This is a genomic window from Deinococcus gobiensis I-0 (assembly GCF_000252445.1).
Taxonomy (GTDB): domain Bacteria; phylum Deinococcota; class Deinococci; order Deinococcales; family Deinococcaceae; genus Deinococcus; species Deinococcus gobiensis.
Genome location: NC_017790.1, coordinates 1,497,679 through 1,516,401 on the forward strand (window position 1 = coordinate 1,497,679; position 18,723 = coordinate 1,516,401).

Annotated in this window: 20 protein-coding genes; 13 read left to right on the plus strand and 7 right to left on the minus strand. The window is 70.0% G+C overall.

Going from position 1 to position 18,723, the window contains the following annotated elements:
• Positions 1-80 precede the first annotated feature (80 nt).
• Both DGO_RS07005 and DGO_RS07010 read left to right on the plus strand, forming a co-directional pair.
• Positions 81-1,472, plus strand: a complete 1,392-nt coding sequence (locus tag DGO_RS07005; RefSeq protein WP_043801501.1) for a S1C family serine protease — start codon at positions 81-83, stop codon at positions 1,470-1,472.
• Positions 1,473-1,548: 76 nt separating this feature from the next.
• Entirely contained in the window at positions 1,549-2,079 is a 531-nt protein-coding gene (locus DGO_RS07010; RefSeq protein WP_043803422.1) for a DinB family protein, read from the plus strand.
• 21 nt (positions 2,080-2,100) lie between these two features.
• Here DGO_RS07010 and DGO_RS07015 read toward each other — a convergent pair whose 3' ends face one another.
• Positions 2,101-2,364 carry a hypothetical protein gene (locus DGO_RS07015; protein ID WP_014684788.1) on the minus strand — a complete coding sequence of 88 codons (264 nt, stop codon included), beginning with the start codon at positions 2,362-2,364 and terminating at the stop codon, positions 2,101-2,103.
• A gap of 68 nt (positions 2,365-2,432) precedes the next feature.
• Complete coding sequence (locus DGO_RS07020) at positions 2,433-3,236, minus strand: [LysW]-aminoadipate kinase (protein WP_043803425.1); 804 nt, start codon at positions 3,234-3,236, stop codon at positions 2,433-2,435.
• Between the two features lie 153 nt (positions 3,237-3,389).
• Between DGO_RS07020 and DGO_RS07025 the strand changes: the two genes are divergently transcribed.
• From DGO_RS07025 to DGO_RS07035, 3 genes are all read left to right on the plus strand, one after another.
• Positions 3,390-3,779, plus strand: a complete 390-nt coding sequence (locus tag DGO_RS07025; protein WP_014684790.1) for a response regulator — start codon at positions 3,390-3,392, stop codon at positions 3,777-3,779.
• A 27-nt stretch (positions 3,780-3,806) separates the two neighbouring features.
• On the plus strand, positions 3,807-6,221 hold the full coding sequence (locus tag DGO_RS07030; protein ID WP_014684791.1) for a transglycosylase domain-containing protein: 2,415 nt from the start codon (positions 3,807-3,809) through the stop codon (positions 6,219-6,221).
• Between the two features lie 203 nt (positions 6,222-6,424).
• Complete coding sequence (locus tag DGO_RS07035) at positions 6,425-6,817, plus strand: penicillin-binding protein (RefSeq protein ID WP_226991487.1); 393 nt, start codon at positions 6,425-6,427, stop codon at positions 6,815-6,817.
• A gap of 3 nt (positions 6,818-6,820) precedes the next feature.
• On the opposite strand, the gene nagZ is transcribed toward DGO_RS07035, so the two are convergent.
• Entirely contained in the window at positions 6,821-8,296 is a 1,476-nt protein-coding gene (gene nagZ / locus DGO_RS07040) for a beta-N-acetylhexosaminidase (protein WP_226991488.1), read from the minus strand.
• Positions 8,297-8,413: 117 nt separating this feature from the next.
• Here nagZ and DGO_RS07045 point away from each other — a divergent pair, with 117 nt between their 5' ends.
• From DGO_RS07045 to DGO_RS07075, 7 genes are all read left to right on the plus strand, one after another.
• Entirely contained in the window at positions 8,414-9,643 is a 1,230-nt protein-coding gene (locus DGO_RS07045; RefSeq protein ID WP_014684794.1) for an ABC transporter substrate-binding protein, read from the plus strand.
• 105 nt (positions 9,644-9,748) lie between these two features.
• Positions 9,749-11,785, plus strand: coding sequence for a glycoside hydrolase family 20 zincin-like fold domain-containing protein (locus tag DGO_RS07050; RefSeq protein ID WP_050920709.1), 2,037 nt, complete (start codon positions 9,749-9,751; stop codon positions 11,783-11,785).
• A gap of 37 nt (positions 11,786-11,822) precedes the next feature.
• On the plus strand, positions 11,823-12,005 hold the full coding sequence (locus tag DGO_RS07055; protein WP_014684796.1) for a hypothetical protein: 183 nt from the start codon (positions 11,823-11,825) through the stop codon (positions 12,003-12,005).
• 72 nt (positions 12,006-12,077) lie between these two features.
• On the plus strand, positions 12,078-13,088 hold the full coding sequence (gene hemB, locus DGO_RS07060; RefSeq protein WP_043801504.1) for a porphobilinogen synthase: 1,011 nt from the start codon (positions 12,078-12,080) through the stop codon (positions 13,086-13,088).
• Entirely contained in the window at positions 13,085-13,630 is a 546-nt protein-coding gene (locus DGO_RS07065; protein WP_043801506.1) for a cyclin-dependent kinase inhibitor 3 family protein, read from the plus strand. Before hemB ends, DGO_RS07065 begins: the two co-directional genes overlap by 4 nt.
• Positions 13,627-13,941 (plus strand): antibiotic biosynthesis monooxygenase family protein, encoded by a 315-nt coding sequence (locus DGO_RS07070; RefSeq protein ID WP_014684799.1) that lies wholly within the window; start codon positions 13,627-13,629, stop codon positions 13,939-13,941. The genes DGO_RS07065 and DGO_RS07070 overlap by 4 nt, the downstream gene beginning before the upstream one ends.
• An 80-nt stretch (positions 13,942-14,021) precedes the next feature.
• The gene (locus DGO_RS07075; RefSeq protein WP_014684800.1) at positions 14,022-14,540 is read left to right on the plus strand and encodes a hypothetical protein; all 519 of its coding nucleotides are present in this window, start codon (positions 14,022-14,024) and stop codon (positions 14,538-14,540) included.
• 138 nt (positions 14,541-14,678) lie between these two features.
• Here DGO_RS07075 and DGO_RS07080 read toward each other — a convergent pair whose 3' ends face one another.
• The 4 genes from DGO_RS07080 to sdhC form a co-directional block, all read right to left on the minus strand.
• Positions 14,679-15,392, minus strand: a complete 714-nt coding sequence (locus DGO_RS07080; protein WP_394649846.1) for a succinate dehydrogenase iron-sulfur subunit — start codon at positions 15,390-15,392, stop codon at positions 14,679-14,681.
• Positions 15,393-15,502: 110 nt separating this feature from the next.
• The gene (gene sdhA / locus DGO_RS07085) at positions 15,503-17,254 is read right to left on the minus strand and encodes a succinate dehydrogenase flavoprotein subunit (protein WP_014684802.1); all 1,752 of its coding nucleotides are present in this window, start codon (positions 17,252-17,254) and stop codon (positions 15,503-15,505) included.
• Positions 17,255-17,341: 87 nt separating this feature from the next.
• Positions 17,342-17,719 (minus strand): succinate dehydrogenase hydrophobic membrane anchor subunit, encoded by a 378-nt coding sequence (locus DGO_RS07090; protein ID WP_014684803.1) that lies wholly within the window; start codon positions 17,717-17,719, stop codon positions 17,342-17,344.
• On the minus strand, positions 17,719-18,075 hold the full coding sequence (gene sdhC / locus DGO_RS07095) for a succinate dehydrogenase, cytochrome b556 subunit (protein ID WP_014684804.1): 357 nt from the start codon (positions 18,073-18,075) through the stop codon (positions 17,719-17,721). Before sdhC ends, DGO_RS07090 begins: the two co-directional genes overlap by 1 nt.
• A 248-nt stretch (positions 18,076-18,323) precedes the next feature.
• Here sdhC and DGO_RS24030 point away from each other — a divergent pair, with 248 nt between their 5' ends.
• Positions 18,324-18,683: a hypothetical protein gene (locus tag DGO_RS24030; protein ID WP_193352027.1), complete on the plus strand. Its 360-nt coding sequence runs from the start codon at positions 18,324-18,326 to the stop codon at positions 18,681-18,683.
• The last annotated feature ends 40 nt before the right edge of the window (positions 18,684-18,723 follow it).

Here is an 18,723-nt window from a genome sequence, read left to right on the forward strand (position 1 = left end):
GCCAGGGAGCTGGACCCCACGGGGTTCGGCTCCCTTTCTGTTTTAACCGTCGTGTAACCGGGGCGCGGCACACTGCGCCCATGAAGAGGAACCTCTCCCTGCTGGCCCTGAGCGGCGCGCTCGCCCTCGGCGGTTTCGTCGGCTACGGCATCAACGAACGCGGCGCGGCTCAGACGGCCCAGACCCAGGCCGCCCAGACCCAGTCGGCCCAGACGCAGGGCCAGATGGTCCAGACGCTCGCGCAGAATGCTCCGGCCACCTCCGCGACCTACGACAATGGCCGCGCGCGTACCCAGTCCGAGGCGAACACAGTGGACGTGGTCAAGGCCCGCCAGAACGGTCTGGTCTACATCAGCGTGACCGAGAAGGCGAGCGGCGGCGCGCAGGCGCAGCTCCGCGACCAGCTCGAACGCCAGTTCGGCTTCGGGCTGCCCGACGGTCTGGGCGACGGGCAGGACGGCGGCGCGCAGGGCCAGCAGGCGACCGGCACGGGCAGCGGCTTTTTCGTGAACGCGCAGGGCGACATCATCACCAACAACCACGTGGTCGAGGGGGCCAGCGACATCACCATCCGCCTGCACGGCAGCAAGCAGACCTACAAGGCCAAGGTCGTGGCGCGCGCCCCCGACTACGACCTCGCGCTCATCCGGGCCGAGGGCCTGCCCTCCGGGGCCATCCAGCCCATGCCGCTGGGCAACAGCGACCAGCTCGACGTGGGCCTGAAGGCCGTGGCGATGGGCGCGCCCTTCAATCTCGACTTCAGCGTGTCCGAGGGGATCATCAGCAGCCTGGAGCGGACGGTGCCGGTGGGAACCAAGGGCGTGAGCCAGAAGGTCATCCAGACCGACGCGGCCATCAACCCCGGCAACAGCGGCGGCCCGCTGCTCGACAGCGCCGGGCAGGTGATCGGCGTGAACACCCAGATCCTGACCGGCGGCGCGGGCCAGAGTGCGGGCGTGGGCTTCGCCATTCCCGTGAATACGGTCAAGACCCTGCTGCCCAAGTTGCAGGCGGGCAAGGGCGGCGTGCTCCAGACCCCCAGTCTGGGTATCCAGTTCACCGACCTGAGCGGCCTGACGAGCGAGCAGCGCGCCCAGGCCAAGCTGCCCGCGACCGGCGCGCTCGTGCAGGAGGTGCTGCCGAACAGTCCGGCGGCGGCGGCGGGCCTGCGCGGCGGCACCAGCGACGGCACCGGCCTCGCGCTGGGCGGCGGGACAGGAACGGCGGGACGGGGCACGTCCCGGGGCCAGGCCCAGAACGACGTGCTGAAGACCAACGGCGACATCATCACGGCCATCGACGGTCAGCCCGTGACCGAGGGCGGGGACCTGCAACGCGCCATCCTGGGCAAGCAGGTCGGCGACAGCGTGCGCCTGACCGTCCAGCGGGCCGGCCAGACCCGCGAGGTCACGGTGAATCTCAAGGCCTTCGCCTTCCCGAACGCGAGCACGGCGCAGGACGACGGTCAGTAAACGATGTTCAGGCCCTGCCCCAGGTCCCCGGCCGGTTTGCGGTGCGGGGCCTGGGACAGGGCCTATGCTGCGGCGCATGACCGAGATCAGTCGCCCACAGCCCGGTGAGTACAGCGCCTTTCATGCGCGTTACGTGGCGCTGGTCCCCGAGGACGACCTGCTGGCGGCCATGCAGGCCCAGGAGACCGTGACGGCGGCGGCCCTGCGGCCTTACGCGGCCACGCCGGACCAGACCTACGCCCCCGGCAAGTGGACCGTGCGGCAACTGCTGGGGCACATGACCGACGTGGAGCGGGTGTTCGGGAGCCGCCTGCTGTTCGTCGCGCGCGGCGACCCCGCCCGGCTGCCCGGCTTCGAGCAGGACGACTGGATGCGCGCCGCCGACTTTGGACGATACGCCCTGCCGGACCTGCTGGCCGAATTCGGCGCGGTGCGGCGCTCGCACCTCTCGCTGCTGCGCCACCTGCCGCCCGGCGACTGGACCCGGCGGGGCACCGTGGGGGACCACGATTTCACGGTGCGGGCACTGGCCCGGATGCTGCTGGGCCACGAGCGGGCGCATCTGGACGTGCTGCGTGAGAGATACGGTCCGGCGCGGCCCGGCTGACGCGGCCCGGCGGCCACAGGCTCAGCCGAACAGCGGCCCCAGATCGGTCAGGCGGCCGGTCGGCTCGGGGGGCAGGAACAGGGCCGAGCCGAAGATCTCCAGGAAACGCCCGGCGCTCAGGGTGCGGGTCTGGCCGCTGGGGCCGGTCGCTTCCAGCTCCTCGCCGCGCAGGGTCAGCCGGTAGGTGCCGGTGTCCTGAAGGTGGCGTCCCCGACCCCGGCCCCGCGCGGCGCAGGTCGTCAGGCGGTATTCCTGGCCGCCGCGGGGACGCAGGAAGGCCAGCACCTCGGCGGCCCCCAGGGTCGCGGGCAGCTGCTCTCCTTGCGGGGCGTCGCCTCGCCGCCCGTCCCCCGTCAGCTCACCACCGTGCCGGCCCCGGCGAGCGCGGCGCTCACGGGTTGCCCGGCCCGCGCGTCTCCGAAGATCACGCGCCCCACGCCGCCCGCGACCGCCTCGGCCGCGCCCAGCACCTTCTTTTTCATGCGGTCCTGGGCGAATTCCAGGTAGCTCTCGACATCATTGGCCGGAATCTCGCGGATCAGGCTCGCCTCGTCGGGGTAGTCGCGCAGCAGGCCCGGCACGTTGCTCAGCAGCAGCAGGGCGTCGGCCTTCAGGGCCACGGCCAGCGCGGCGGCGGCGCGGTCGCCGTCCACGTTGATCGCCACGCCCTCGTAGCTCGCGGCGGGCGGCGTCAGGACCGGCAGGTAGCCGGCGTTCAGCAGCAGCTCCAGCAGGCCGGTGTTCACCTTCTCGACCGTGCCGGTGTGGTCGCCGCGCAGCACCTTGACCTTGCCGTTCTCGACGGCGCGCACCGAATCCTTGTGGCGGCCCTCGAAGATGCGGCCGTCGAGGCCCGACAGGCCCACCGCGTTCACGCCCAGGCGTTGCAGGCGCTCGACGATGCCCTTGTTCATCTTGCCGCAGTACACCATCTCGAAGATTTCCAGCGTCTGGCGGTCGGTAAAGCGTGAGGTGTAGCCGCTGGGGCTGGTCACGAAGCGGGGCGGGTGGCCCAGCGCCTCGGCCACGCGGTTCGTCTCGCCGCTGCCGCCGTGTACCAGAATGAACTTTTCGCCGGCCTGCACGCGGGCGCTCAGGTCGGCGCACACCGCGTCATAGTCGATTCCGGCGCTTCCGCCGACCTTCACCACGATCATGCGCGGCATCCTAGAGCATCGGGGCCGCCGGGACCGGGCCGGGCGCTATACCGCCGGGGGCCGGTCCGGGCGCGGAACGGGGCTGCGGGAGGGGGCCGCGCTGCTCATGCGCCGCGCACCCACACGGCGCGGAGGGTGCTTTATGATGAGTTCATGGCGTACACGATCCTCGTCGCAGACGATGAACCGGCGATCCGGACCATGCTGGAAGTCATCCTGGCGGCCGACGGACACGAGATCATCACGGTTCAGGACGGCAAGGCGGCCCTGGAATACCTTCAGACCCACACCCCCGACGCGATGCTGCTCGACGTGCGGATGCCCCACATGGACGGTTTCGAGATCTGCTCGCGCGTCAAGCGCATCAAGCGGCTGCGTAGCGCGCCCGTGCTGCTCCTGACCGCCATGGACGACGAACAGACCCGCGACCACGCGCGGCTCGTGGGGGCCGACGACGTGGTCCACAAGCCGGTATCGGGCAAGCTGCTGCGCGGCCGGGTCAACCAGCTCATCGAGAGCCGCCGCAGCTCGCCCGTGACCTGAGGCCGGGACGGTCCCAAGGAGCCTGCATTGATCTTTTTCCTGCGTTTCCTCAAATTCCTGACCTCGCTGATCATCGCGGCCGTGGTGGCCGGCGCGGGGGTGGCGGCGACCTACGTGACCAAGTGGTCGCGGGAACTGCCCGACTACCGCCAACTCGACAGCCTCTCGCTGGGCGCGGAGACCAAGGTCTTCGCCCGCGACAACTCGCAGCTCGGCAACCTGATTCCGCGCATCGGGGATCAGGCGATCAGCCGCACCATCGTTCGGCTCAACGAGATCAGCCCCTTCATGGTGGCGGCGCTGATCAGCAACGAGGACCGGCGCTTTTTCGAGCACTACGGCCTCGACCCCCTGGGCATCGGGCGGCAGTTCCAGCGGCTCGCCCAGGGCGAGGAGGTGCAGGGGGGCTCGACCCTCACCAACCAGCTCGTCAAGAACACGCTGCTACTCGACGAGTACAACCAGGCCCGCACCCCCGACCGCAAGATCAAGGAGTGGATGCTCAGCCTCCAGGTTGAGCGCAGCTTCACCAAGTCCGAGATCCTCCAGGACTACCTCAACGTCATCTACTGGGGCGACGGCGGCCCGGTCGAGCTGTACGGCATCTATTCGGCGGCCCAGGCCTATTTCCGGACCACGCCCGACAAGCTGACCCTGGCGCAGAGCGCCTACCTGACCGTGCTGGTGCCCAGTGCGGGCCGCTACTTCGACTACAAGGCGGTGCGGCCCTACATGAAGGCCGTGCTGAACCACATGGTCGAGGACAAGTGGATCACCCAGGCCCAGGCCGACGCCGCCTGGAAGGAAAAACTCCAGCCGCGCGGCTGGCAGGTCACCTACGACGCTGGGGGCAACGTGACGGGCGCCAAGCTGGTCGATCGCCGCGCCAAGGAGCTTCAGGCGGCGACCGCCACCCGCGCGCCGCACTTCATGGGGCAGGTCGAGCAGGAACTCGTCAAGCGCTTCGGGCGTGAGCGGGTGTACGGCACGGGCGGGCTGCGGGTCTACACCACCCTGGACCCCAAGGTGCAGGCGGCGGTCGAGACGGCCAGCCGCGAAGCCCGCTACGGCTACTTCATCGGCGACGGCCAGGGTCTGCCCTACGGCACGACGCTCGCGGCCGTGGTCATCGATCCCTACACCGCCGACGTGCTGGGCATGGTCGGCCAGAAGCTCAACGGCAACCAGCCGCCGCCCGACTGGAACAACGCCGCTCAGGGCCAGCGCCAGATCGGCTCGACCATCAAGCCGCTGCTGTACAACACCGCGCTCTCGCAGGGCGCCGAGCAGAGCCTGCGCGAACCCGACCGGCCCATCAGCCTGCCGTGCGAGGGCTGTAAGGGCGGCGTCTACGAGCCCCAGAACTACGAGGGCAAGACCTCCTACCGCGACATGACGATCCGCGAGGCGCTCGACCGCTCGCTGAACCTCGTGACCGTGCGCCTCGCGCAGCGCGTCGGCCTGAACAACTTCTTCGCCAAGCTGCGCTCGCTGGACATTCCGCCCAACGACGGGACCGGCTACGCGGCGGCGCTGGGCGCGGTCGAGACCACCCCGGTCAAGATGGCGGCGGCCTACGCGCCCTTCGTGAACGGCGGGCTGTACCACGCGCCGCGCTACATCACCCGCGTGACCGACGCGCGCGGCGAGGTGCTGTACGACGTGAGCAACGAGACCACCAAGCCCAACCGCATCTGGACGCCGCAGTACGCCTGGACCGGCCTGGACATGATCCGGGGCGTGGTGAACGACCTGACCGAGCGCCAGGGCGGGCTGGCGGGGCGCGCCAAGTTCGGCGACTGGCCGGTGGCCGGCAAGACCGGGACCAGCAACGGCCCCAAGGACTTCTGGTTCGTGGGTACCACCCCGCTCTACACGGGCGCCGTGTGGGTCGGCAAGCAGCAGGGCGGCTACATGCCGACCACCTACTACTCGGGCTACGTGAACGCGCCCATCTGGCGGCGCATGATGCAGCTCGCACACCAGGGCAAGACCGTCACGCAGTTCCAGCAGCCCCCCGGCATCACCTATACGGCCGCGCCGGACCCCGGCTACCTGCCGAACGTGCAGCTGGCGAGCGTGCTGCCCGCCTACCGCTCGGGCACGGTCGCCGACGCCCCCGAGGAGATCCGGCAGGCCCCCGTGTACCGCGAGACCACCTTCGCGGCCGGAAGCGAGGACCCGCGCACCAAGCTCGTGAGCATCGACCGCACGACCGGCCTGATCGCCACCGAGTTCACGCCGCCCCAGAACATCGTGCAGCGCCGCGTGGAGATCGAGCAGTTGCCCGGCTACGCGCCCGACGCCAACCCGGCCCCCCTGCGCGACGAGACGCCCGATCCCGACGCCCTGAAGCTGGTGCGCACCCAGGCCAGTACCCCGGCCCCGCCTGCCGGCACGCAGACGGCCCCGGCGAAGTCCCCGGCTTCCTCCACTCCCTGAAGACGACCCCCTTCTCTGTCCCTGCCCGGCCGCGTGCCTGGGCGGGGATTTGCCTCGTTCGGGCGCGGACCGTAGGGTAACTCCAGGGCGGGCAGCTCTCATGGCTGGATCACGTTCCAGTGACGCTCGCGCGGCATAGTCGGGCGCATGAACCGCACCCAGCCCGCCCCCTGGCCCATCCCCGGCGCCCTGCCGGTGCGCGCGTGAAAGGCCTGACCGGGCGCGGGGCGCCGCTGCTGGGCCTGCTGCTGGTGTTGGGGGCGCCGAGTGCCGAGGCCCGCGTGCGCCTGGGCGAGACCCTGCCTGCGCACCCCTGGCAGAGTGCGGCGCGCGAGGTGGTCGTGGTCTACACCCACGACTGCGGCGATCTGGGACCGCTGTGGCGCGACCTGCTGGCGAGCGGCCTGCCGGTCCGCGCGGTCAATGCCGAGGACGTGCCTGCCCCCGCGCCGGGCGGCCTGACCCCCTGGCGCGGCGAGGAGGCGACCACGTTCGCCCGGCAACTGCGCATCGGGGAGTACCCGGCGGTGCTGCTCGTCAACGAGGGCCGCATCCTGAACGCCTGGGAAGGGACGTTCGCGGGCAAGCTGGACTAGGTTTCAGGAATCGAAGGGCAGGGTCCCCGGCAGTCCCCGCTCGCCGCGCAGCCAGCCCAGCAGCGCCGCACGGGCCTCGGGCCGGAAGCCGTAGGCCAGTACGGCCGGGGCGTCCACGTCCAGCACGGCATAGGGGTTGTACAGCGCGAGGTGCAGATCGGGCCGCGCGCCGCGCAGCGCCGGCTGCCGGTGCCGGAAGGTGGTCGCCAGGACGACCGGCACGTCACCCCCCGCCAGGGCCGCCCAGTCGAGTTCCTCCGGCGCGTCGAAGGGGTGCAGGTCCACCGTATAGACGGTGCCCAGGTCGCGGGCCAGCGTCTCTGCGTCGGCCCCCGCCTCGCTGACGTTCTCACGCACGGGGGTGCGGTGGGCCACCAGCCGGATGCGCGAGCCGGGGGGCGGGGCCACTGGATGACGCCAGCCGGTTAGGCCGCGTGCCCAGCCCTCTATGACGGCGGGGCGGTCGGCCGCGAGGTCGGGGAGGGGCAGGTCCCGCGACGGGTACCCCTCGGCCAGCGCGCGCAGCCGCCCGGCCTTGACCCCGGCGTCCGGCAGCTCGCCTGCCCGCAGCGCGGCGGCGATGGCCTCCAGGGTTTCTTCCTGCGCCGCGCGCTGTCCCAGGGCCATGACCAGATCGGCCCCGGCGCGCAGGGCCAGCACGCCCGCCTCGCCCCGGCCGTAGTTGGCGTCGATGGCCTGCATGCCCATGCTGTCGGTGACGATCACGCCGCCGTAGCCCCACTCGTCCCGCAGCAGCCCCGTCAGGATGGGCCGCGAGAGGGTCGCCGGGTGTTCCGGGTCCAGCGCGGGGTAGACGATATGGGCGGTCATCATCGCCGGGGTCACGCCCAGCAGGGCGCGGAAGGGGGCCAGCTCGCCCGCGTCCAGCGCGGCGCGCGCCTTGTCCACGCGCGGCAGGGTCAGGTGACTGTCCTGAAAGGTATCGCCGTGCCCCGGAAAGTGCTTGACGCAGGCCGCGACCCCCTCGCGCGCGTGCCCGGCGAGCGCCGCGCGTCCCTGCCGCGTGACCTTCTCCGGGTCGGCGCCGTAGGCCCGCTCCCCGATGACCGGGTTGGCGGGGTTCACGTTCACGTCGAGCACCGGGGCGAAATTCCAGTTGATTCCCACGGCGCGCAGTTGCCGCGCCAGGACGGCATTCATCTCCTCGGTCAGGGCGGGGTCGTCGGCCGCGCCCAGGCCCATGGCGCTCGGCACGAAGGGCCAAAAGTGCGGGCGCAGGATGGCCCCGCCCTCGTGGTCCAGGGCGATCAGGGCGTGTTCGCCCAGCACCGCGCGCAGGTCGGCGCACAGGGTCCGCAGTTGCTCGGGCGACTGCACGTTCTTGCCGAACAGGCACACCGCGCCCACGCCGTAGCGCCGCAGATGCTCGGCCGTCCCGGCGTCCAGCACCGGACCGGGGATGTCCACCATCGTCAGCGCGCCGGGGGCGGGAAGCGGTCCGAATTCAGTTGTGGTCACGTGGCCCAGCCTAGAGCATCGGGTTCGCCGGGAACGGATTCTCAGCCGCAGCCGGGCAGGGGCGCGCTACAGTGACGGTCACATCCCCCCGCATAGGCCCCCCATGAAGGAGAAGACATGAAGAAGTTTCTCATCACTGCTGCCCTGTTCGCCGCTGGCACCGCCGCCGCCCAGAAGACCCAGATGGAGTTCTGGACCATCAGCCTCGCGCCGCTGTTTAACGACGAGATGAACCGGCTGGTCGCGCAGTTCGAGAAGGAGAACCCCAACGTCGAGCTGAAGTGGGTGGACGTGCCCGCCAACGCGATGGAGCAAAAACTCCTGGCCGCCGTCGCCTCGGGCCGCCCCCCCGCCGCCGTGAACCTGTCGTCGGACATGGTGGTCAAGCTCTCCGAGCAGGGCGCGCTCTCGCCCATGACCCTGACCGACGCGCAGAAGAAGCTGTACTTCGCCAACACCCTCTCGACCTTCACCATCGACGGCAAGGTCGTGGGCGTGCCGTGGTACTGGTCGCCCAAGGTGGTCGCGTACAACACCGATATCTTCAGGAAGGCGGGCCTGGACCCCAACAGCCCCCCGCGCACCATCCAGACGCTGATGGCCGCCGCCAGGCAGATCAAGGACAAGACCGGCATGTACGGCTTCATGCCGAACATCAACGGCATCAACATGCTCTACCTGTTCCAGGAAGCGGGGCTGCCGGTGCTCGACAAGTCGGGGGCCAAGGCCGTGTTCAACAGCGCGCAGCACGTCGCCCTCGTGCAGCAGTACGTGGACCTCTACAAGAAGGGCTACATCCCCGAGGACACCATGCGCCGGGGCTATACGGCCGCCACCGAGCTGTACTCGGCCGGCAAGCTGGGCATGCTCATCACGGGGCCGCAGTTCATCCTGCGCGTCGAGAACGACAACAAGGACGTCTATGCCAAGACGAAGGTCGCGCCCTATCCCATCAACATCGCGGGCAACGTCATCCACACCGGGCTGATGGGCTTCACCGTCCCCAAGGGCGTGCGTGACCCGGCCGCCGCCCAGAAGCTCGCGCTGTTCCTGACCAACGACGTGAACCAGCTCGCCTTCTCGAAGGTCACCAAGACGACCTTCCCCAGCACCGTGAAGGCCAGCACCGACAAGTTCTTCAAGCAGGGCGGCAGCGACGCCGTGAGCCAGGGCCGCCTGGTCGCCAGCACCGAACTGAAGAAGGCCAAGGACCTGACGCTGGTGTACCCCGACGCCAGCAAGCTGAACAAGGTCTTCAAGGACAACATCGAGGCCGCGATGGCCGGCACCAAGACGGTCAAGGCCGCGCTCGACGACATCGTGAAGTCCTGGAACGCGAGCCTGTAAGAAGCATGCAGGACGGGGGGGGCGGCGGGGGAGACCCGGCCGCCCCCGTGGCTGTGCGCCCGGCCCTCACCCGCCCCCCGCGCCCGCGCGACACAATGGCGGACAATGAACAACCTGTCCTTCCGGCCCCTGCTCGCGGCCCTGCTGGTCGGCGCGGCGCAGGCGGCTCCCGTCACGCTGACCCCGACCGCCCAGGCCCGCGCCGGGGTGCCCGCCGGAACGCTGGTGCCCACGCCGCAGCAATCGAGCTTCCCGGCCGGCACGCTGCCCCTGGCGGGCCTGGGCCTGAAGGTGGTCGGCACGGCCCCCGAACTCGGCTGGGCCGCCCGCGACCTGCGCGCCGAGTGGCAGACGCGCCTGGGTCAGAACCTCCCCGACGCTGCCGGCACCGGGGTCGCCGTGACGGTGGGCACACTGGCCGATCCCGCCCTGGCCGCGAAGGTGAAGGCGGCCGGGCTGAGCGCCAGCGGCCCCGAGGGCTACGCCCTGTGGGTGGAGGCGGGCGGCGCCTACGTGGTCGGGGCCGACGCGCGCGGCGCCTACGCGGGCGCGCAGACCTTGCGCCAGCTCCTGACGCCCGGGGGTCTGCGCTTCGCGCGCGTCAGCGACCGCCCCGGCCTGTCCACGCGCGTCGCCATGATCTACCTCGACGGCTCTGGCCAGGGCGTCAACGACCGCCTGATCCCCATGCTCGCGGCGCTGAAATACAACGCCGTTCTGGTCATGAGCAACTACGTGCAGTGGGATACGGCGCGCGCGGGCGGCTTCGCGCACCCCGGCGGCGCGACCAAGGCCGAGGCGCGGCGGGTGGCCGACCTGGCGCGGAGCTACGGCCTGGAACCCATTCCCCTCGTCGAGACGCTGGGCCACGCCGGGTGGATGTTCTACGGCGGCAAGAATCTCGACCTCGTGCAGGACCCCGACTCGAAAGACCCCTACGCCTACGACACCCTGAATCCGGCGACCTACTCGCGGGTGGTCGTGCCCATCCTGAAGGAGGTGGTCGAGACCTTCCGCCCGAAGGTCGTGCATATCGGCCACGACGAGGTGCGTAGCCGCGACCGCTTCCCGGCGCGCGCGAACGGCAAGGCGGTGGGCTTCGAGAAGCTCTTCGTGGACGACGTGCTGCGGCTGCACGGCGAACTGAAGGCCCTGAACGTCGGCACGATGATGTGGCACGACGTGGCCTTTTCCGACGCGGTGATCGGCACCCTGCCCGCCCAGTTGCCCAAGGACATCCAGGTGGCGTACTGGAACTACATCCCCGGCACCGGCAGCGCCCTGCTGGGCCAGATCAAAGGGCTGGGCTTCCCGGTCCTGGGCGCGAGCTGGGCCGACCCCGGCAACGCCGAGGCGCTGGCGAAGGGCAGCGTGCAGGCGGGCGCAGCCGGCATGATCCAGACCCGCTGGACCGGCTATTTCGGCAACCCCAGCATCTGGGACGGCGCGGCGAACCAGGGCGTGGCTTACGTGCGCGGCGCCGCCGCCTTCTGGAATCCGGCCGCCCCTGCCCTGACCGGGGCCGAGGGCCTGTACCGCGACCTCTACCAGCCCACGGCCTACCGCGCCCAGACCGGGCAACTGGCCGACCTGACGCCGCTGGTCACGCGCCCGCTGACCGACGAGGGCGGCAAGGGCTGGATTCTCAAGGGGCCGGACACCGACCTGCGGGGCCTGCCGCGCGGGACCGTACGTCTCGGGGCGTATACCTTCAGCGTCTCGGGCGCGGTGATGCTGCGCGGGTCGCGCGCCGCCGCCAAGGACCTGCCCGAGCGCGTCACGGTGGAGGTGGGCCGCAAGGCCGACGCCCTGGCCTTCCTGCACACGACCGGCTGGCCCGCCGCCCTGAACCGCGAGGTCGTCGGGCGCTACGAGATCGAGTACGCCGACGGCCGCCGCGTCACCCAGCCGCTCGAATACGGCCGCCACATCCGCGCCTGGACCGACACCGAGGCCACCAGCATGGTTCCGGCCCCCGGCTGGAGCGGCCAGACCCGCGACGGCCTCGCGGTCGCCGTGCCGGTCCTCGAATGGACCAACCCGCGCCCGGAGGCCGTCATCAAGTCCGTTACCCTCGTCAGCGAGGGCAAGGGGGCCAACCCGGCGCTGCTGGGCCTGACGCTGATCGGGGAGGGGAAATAGGGCTGACGCCCGGCAGCCGGCCCGGATAGACTGGTTCATGTCGTTCCTGAACAGAATCCGGGCCGCGCTGACCGGCCTCCGCAAAGCCCCGGAGCACACCAGTACGGCGCTTTTCCAGCCCCGTGCGGATGGCCTGGGTGGCGCGCTCCCCCTGCTGTTCACTCGGGAGGACCGCCTGCCCCCCGAGGCCGAGGAGCGGCCCTTCCGGTTCCGGGACTGACAGGCCGGCTCCGGCGGACCATTGTCGCCCCGGCCGGCGTCTGTCCCGCCGCCCCGCGCTAGCCTTGCAGGCATGAGCCTTCCCCTGCCTGCCCAGCGGCCCCGTCGGCTGCGCCGCACCCCCGCGCTGCGCGCCCTGACCCGCGAGGTCACGCTCGCGCCCGCGCACCTCATCCACCCGATGTTCGTGCACGAACAGGAGGCGGACACGCCGGTCGCCACCATGCCCGGCGTGATGCGCCACAGCATCGAGAGCGCGGTCGAATCGGCGCGCACGGCGCTGTCGCTGGGCATCCGCTCGGTGATCCTCTTCGGGATTCCCGATGCCAAGGACGCGCTCGGCGGCGGAGCCTACGACGAGGACGGCGTGATCCAGCGGGCGACCCGCGCCATCAAGGCGGCGCTGCCCGAGCTGACCGTCATCGCCGACACCTGCCTGTGCGAGTACACCGACCACGGCCACTGCGGGCCGCTGTGCGAGGTGGGTGACGGCCAGTGGACCGTGGACAACGACCCCACGCTGGAATTGCTGGCGCGCACCGCCGTCTCGCAGGCGCGTGCCGGGGCCGACGTCGTGGCCCCCAGCGCCATGATGGACGGCCAGGTGGCGGCCATCCGCGCCGGGCTGGACGAGGCGGGTTTCGGGCACGTGCCGGTCATGAGCTACGCGGTCAAGTACGCCAGCGCCTATTACGGCCCCTTCCGCGACGCGGCGGGCAGCACCCCCAGCGTGGGCGACCGCGCCAGCTACCAGATGGACCCGGCGGGCGGCTACCGTGAGGCGCTGCGCGAGGCCCGGCTGGACGTGGCCGAGGGGGCCGACTACCTGATGGTCAAGCCGGCGCTGGCCTACCTCGACGTCCTGAAGCTGCTGCGCGACGAGTTCGACCTGCCGCTCGTCACCTACAACGTCTCGGGCGAGTACGCGCTGGTCAAGGCGGCCGCGCAGCTCGGCTTCATGGACGAGCGCCGCACGGTCCTCGAAACCCTGACCGGCATGCGCCGCGCCGGGGCCGACGCCATCATCACCTACCATGCGCTGGACGCGGCGCGCTGGCTGGCCGGGGGGCCGGTGACCCCGTGAGCGGACCGCTGCGGATCGACTGGGTCGAGACCTCGCTGTGGCCGGGGCGACTGGGCCTGACCTTCGCGCCGGGCAAGCGGGGGGTGAGCCTGCTGCACCCCGGCGTCATGCATACCCGCGACATGGCCGAGGACTTCGGCGTGCTGGCCCGGGAAGGCGTGAACGTCCTCGCGCCGCTCATCGAGGACTTCGAGTTCGAGCTGCTGGACATGGGGGACTACCACGCGGAGGCCGGGCGCCGGGGCATCGTGCTCGCTCCCTGTCCCATCCCCGACCGGGAGGTGCCGCGCGACCTCGCCGCCTTCGGGGCGCTACTCGACGAGCTGATGGACGCCCTGCTCGACGGCCGCCGGGTGGTCGTCCACTGCCGGGGCGGGCTGGGGCGCGCGGGCCTGACTGCCGCCTGCCTGCTCGTGCAGGGCGGACTGGGGGCCACGGAGGCGGTGGCGCTCGTCCGGCGTACGCGGCCCGGTACGATAGAGACGGCCGAGCAGGAAGAGTTTGTCCATACCTTCGAGACCCGTCAGGGAGGAACCCCATGATCACCGTCGCCAACCGTATCTATGTCAAGCCCGAGTACCACGACCAGTTCGCCGAGCGTTTCCGCGAGCGCGCCGGGCTGGTGGACGGCATGCCGGGTTTCGTCGCCAACCACGTGCTGCGCCCCACCAAGGAAGGTGAGCCCTTCGTCGTCCTGACCTTCTGGGAGAGCCGCGAGACCTTCGAGGCCTGGACCCAGAGCGACGCCTTCCGCCAGGGGCACGCCCGCAGCGGCTCGCTGCCCCGCGAGGCCTTCAGCGGCCCCAACGTGCTGGAGATGCACGAGGTCGTGACGAGCAGTCACCTGACCTGAAGCCCGGGCCGGGCGGGGATGGTGCGGGCGTGAGGACGGCCCTCACCGCCCGGCCGGGCCGCCCCCCTACACTGGGGGCCATGAAGAAGCGTGTCCCCCTGCTCCTGAGCGCCGCTGCCGCCTGTCTCCTGGCCTCTTGCGCGCCGACCCTGACCGGACCCGTCACGGGCCGCATCGTCAACGGCCAGACCGGTGAGGAAGGCACCGTCAGCTTCACGCGCGGCACCCTGCGCCCCGGCTATGTCAACGGGTCGGCAGGGGACAACGTGGTCGTCCGCATCGGGTCGCTGGCCTACACGGGCCGCACCACCATCGTCAATGGCGGCGTGGTCGGGCCCCTGCCCGCCGGCTGGGGCCTGAGTCTGGGCTTCGGGGGCGGCTCCCGCCTGGGCGACGAGGGGGCGCTGGGCTGGGGCACCCGCCTGGACACGCCTGCCCCGGGCGCGGCGGCCGTGACTTCGCGCACCGGCAACCTCATTGCCCGGACGCTGGGGGCGTCGCCCCGCACCCTGACCTGCACCCTGACGGTGGATACGGCCGAGCATGGTATCGGGGACTGCACCGGCAGCGACGGCGCGAAGTACGCCCTGCAATTCTGATCGCGGCATTCGGAGTCGTCGCGGGTGATCCCCAGCGACGCTGAATCAAGCGGAGCGGGCACCTGAAAACCGCTGTCCTTCTGCACAAAGAACGCGGCGCGGAGGCCTGGAGCCTCCGCGCCGCGTTCTCTGTCCGGCTTACGCCTGCTGGTACATCACGGCGCGCTTGACTTCCTCGATGAGCTGGGTGATCGGGATGTCGCGGGGGCACGCCTCGGTGCAGTTGTAGGCGGTGCGGCAGCGCCAGACGCCCGTGTTCTGGTTCATGATGTTCAGGCGCTGGTGGGTCGCCTGGTCACGGCTGTCGAAGATGAAGCGGTGCGCCTGCACGATGCTGGCCGGCCCGATGTAGCTGCCATTGACCCAGAAGATCGGGCAGGAGGTCGTGCAGCACGCGCACAGGATACAGTTCGAGGAGTGCGCCATGCGCTCGGCCTGTTCCTCGGACTGGATGCGCTCGGTGGCGGGGGCCGGCGACTCGTTGATGAAGTACGGCATGATCGCCTTGTACGAGTCGAAGAAGGGCTCCATGTCCACGACGAGGTCCTTCTCGACCTTCAGGCCGCGAATCGGCTCGACGGTGACGGTGTCGCCGCTCTTCTTGACCACGTCGCGCACCAGGGTCTTGCAGGCCAGGCGGTTGCGGCCCTGGATCAGCATGGCGTCACTGCCGCAGATGCCATGCATGCACGACCGGCGCAGCGCCAGGCTGGGGTCGATGAACCACTTGACCTGGTGGATGACGTCCAGCATGCGGTCGCCGGGCTGCGCCTCGACCTCGTAGGTTTCCCAGTGGGCCTTCTTGTCGGTCTCCGGGTTGAAACGCAGGATCTTGACTTTGACCTTGAGCATCGACACGCCGGGTTGCGGCGCCGACTGGCCAGAGGTGGTGGGGGGATAGACTTCAGGCATTTCAGAAACCGTCCTTTACGGAAGGTGGTGCGGAGGAAAAGAGAAGGCGCTCAGTACACGCGCGGCTTGGGTTCGAAGGCGCGGGTGAAGCCCTTGAGCGCCACGTCCTTGTACCCGATGACCACGTTGCCGGGCTTGTCCAGGTCCTTGTAGGCCATTGTGTGCTTGAGCCAGTCCACGTCGTTGCGCTCGGTGAAGTCCTCACGGTCGTGCGCGCCGCGCGACTCGGTGCGGTTCAGGGCGCTGGCGGTCATGGCCTCGGCGCAGTCTAGGGCAAAGCCCAGTTCCATCGCCTCGATCAGCTCACTGTTGTAGCGCTTGCTGGGGTCGCCCACCGTCACGTTGCGGTAGCGCGCCTTGAGGTCCTTGAGGATGTCCACCTGCTTTTCCATGTCCGGGCCGTTGCGGAAGATGCCGACGTTGTTCATCATCGACTCCTGCAACTCCTTGCGGATCACGGCGGCGTTCTCCTTGCCGGTGCCCTGGCGCAGCGAGTCGAACAGGTCGCGGCTCTCGGCCTGGGGATCGTCGGGCAGGTCCGCGAACTCGACCTGACGGGCGTACTGCGCGGCGTAGATGCCCGCGCGGCGGCCGAACACCACGAGGTCGCCGAGGCTGTTGGTGCCCAGGCGGTTGGCGCCGTGCAGCGACACGCAGGCCTGCTCGCCGGCCGCGTACAGCCCTTCGACCGTACCGCCGTTGCCGTCCGAGAGGCACAGGCCGTTGAGGTCGGTGGGAATGCCGCCCATCGCGTAGTGGGCGGTCGGCTGGATCGGCACGAGGTCCTTGACCGGGTCCAGGCCCAGGTAGGTGCGCGCCAGGTCCGTGATCTCGGCCAGCTTGCCCTCGATGACCTCGCGCGGCAGGTGCGTCAGGTCGATGTTCACGGCGTCCTTGTCGCGGCCCACGCCCCGGCCCTCGCGGATCTCGGTGATGATGCTGCGCGAGACGATGTCGCGCGGCGCGAGGTCCTTGATGGTCGGCGCGTAGCGCTCCATGAAGCGTTCGCCGCTCTCGTTGCGCAGGATGCCGCCCTCGCCGCGGATGCCTTCCGTGACCAGGATGCCCAGCTTGGCGAGGCCCGTCGGGTGGAACTGGTAGAACTCCATGTCCTCGAGGGGCAGGCCCTTGCGGTAGTAGATGCTCATGAGGTCGCCCGTCAGGGTCACGGCGTTCGACGTGATCTTGAAGATGCGCCCGTAGCCGCCCGCCGCCAGGATCACGGCCTTGGCGTGGAAGGTATGCAGTTCGCCGGTCGAGAGTTCGTAGGCGACGACGCCCCGGCAGCGGCCGTCCTCGATGAGGAGGTCGGTGACGTGGAACTCGTTGAAGAACAGCGTGCCGGCCTTGACGTTCTGTTGGTACAGCGTCTGGAGGATCATGTGGCCGGTGCGGTCCTTGGCGTAGCAGCTGCGCTCGACGGCGGCCTTGCCGAACTCGCGGGTGTGGCCCCCGAACTTGCGCTGGGCGATCTTGCCGTCGGCCGTGCGCGAGAAGGGCAGGCCCATGTGCTCGAGTTCGTAGACGACGTCGATGATGTCCTTGGCGAACACCTCGGCCGCGTCCTGGTCGGTCAGGTAGTCGCCGCCCTTGACCGTATCGAACATGTGCCATTCCCAGTGGTCTTCGGCGACGTTGCCCAGGGCCGCGCCGATGCCGCCCTGCGCCGCGCCGGTGTGCGAGCGGGTGGGGTAGAGCTTGCTGATGCAGGCAACCGACACGTTGCCCTTGGCCGCGTACAGCGCCGCCATCAGGCCCGCGCCGCCCGCACCGACAACCAGAACGTCATAACGATGATGCATAGGACTTCCTTTAAATCACGGTTCGTCTGTCTCCGCCGTAACGGATGCAACGAATTACGAAAGCGAAAAGGGTGCTGCGGCCTGCGCTCAGATGGCGAACAGGCCCACCGTACCGAACACGAACAGCAGTGCCAGGACGGTGAAGAAGGTGTTGCGCACCCAGGCGCGGTTGGGACGGGAGCGCACGTAGTCGTCGATGACGTAGCGCGCGCCGTTGCCGCCGTGCAGCAGGGCCAGGCCCAGAATCAGCCAGTCGTACAGCTTCCAGGCAGGGTTGCCCAGCTTGCTGACCACCGCGTCGAAGGTGGCGTCGGACTCGCTGACCTGCACGAAGGTCATGTAGACGTGCCCCAGCACCAGGAACATCAGGATCAGGCCGCTGATACGCATGAAGATCCACCAGTTCAGTTCGGCGTTGGAATGTGCCTGCTGGCGGGCGTCCATAAAGGTTCGGGCGCGGATCATCAGTAGCCCCCCACGAGGCGCGGGTACAGGCGCAGGGCCGCGTAGGCGGTCGCCAGCACGCTGACGACCAGCACGCCGTACCACATCTGGCGCTGGTAGGCCACGCCGAAGCCGGTCATGTCCATCGCGATGATGCGCAGGCCGTTGAAGGAGTGGTACACCACTGCGCCCACGACCCCGACCAGGCCGATGCGGAAGGCCCAGAAGTCGTACAGTTCGTGGATCGCCATATACGCCCGTTCACCGAACAGGAACGACCCGATGCTCAGCACGTGCAGCATCAGGTACAGCAGAATCGCCAGCCCGGACAAGCGGTGGAGCAAGAAGGCCCACTGCCCCTCTCTTCCCTTATACATTCCTCGGTCCTCCTCAAAATCCCACTTCACCGCTGCGCCTGGCACGGTCCGTACTCTCAGAGCGTCGGGGAAGCGGGGGCCATACGGACTCGTTCCTTAGGCCACCATGTCAGACTTCCCAAGAATATCACTCTTGCGTTCACAAATTGTTGGCCTGGGCGCATGTTCCTGCTGTGGGGACGCGGCGGGGCGGGGCGGCTTCCGGCCCCTCACCCCCGGCGGGCGGGCGCGCGCTACGCTGGTGGCCCATGACCACCGGCCCTGTCCCCACGCCGCCGCCCCGCAACGAGGGCGAGTACGCCCGCAAGCTGGCCCTGGCGATCCTGAGCACCCTGGAACAAAAAGGCGTCCTGAGCCGGCTGGATGTCGACACCATCCTGCACGCCGCCCACCGCGCCGCCAACCCGCCCGCCCCGGCCCGGCCCGCTGCGCCGGTCGGCCCGGCCGTGCTGGGCACCCGCTGGGTCAAGCCCAGCGAGGTGGCCTCCATGCCGGCCCCGGCCGCCCCGCTGGCCGCCGATGCCGGACAGGCCGCCGATGCCGGCGACGCGCCGGCCCCGGCCCGTACCCCGGCGGCGCCGCCGGTCATCGACTTCACCCTCGACTGAGGAGCAGTTCAAGCAGGCGGCGGCCACCCGGAGCTGGGGT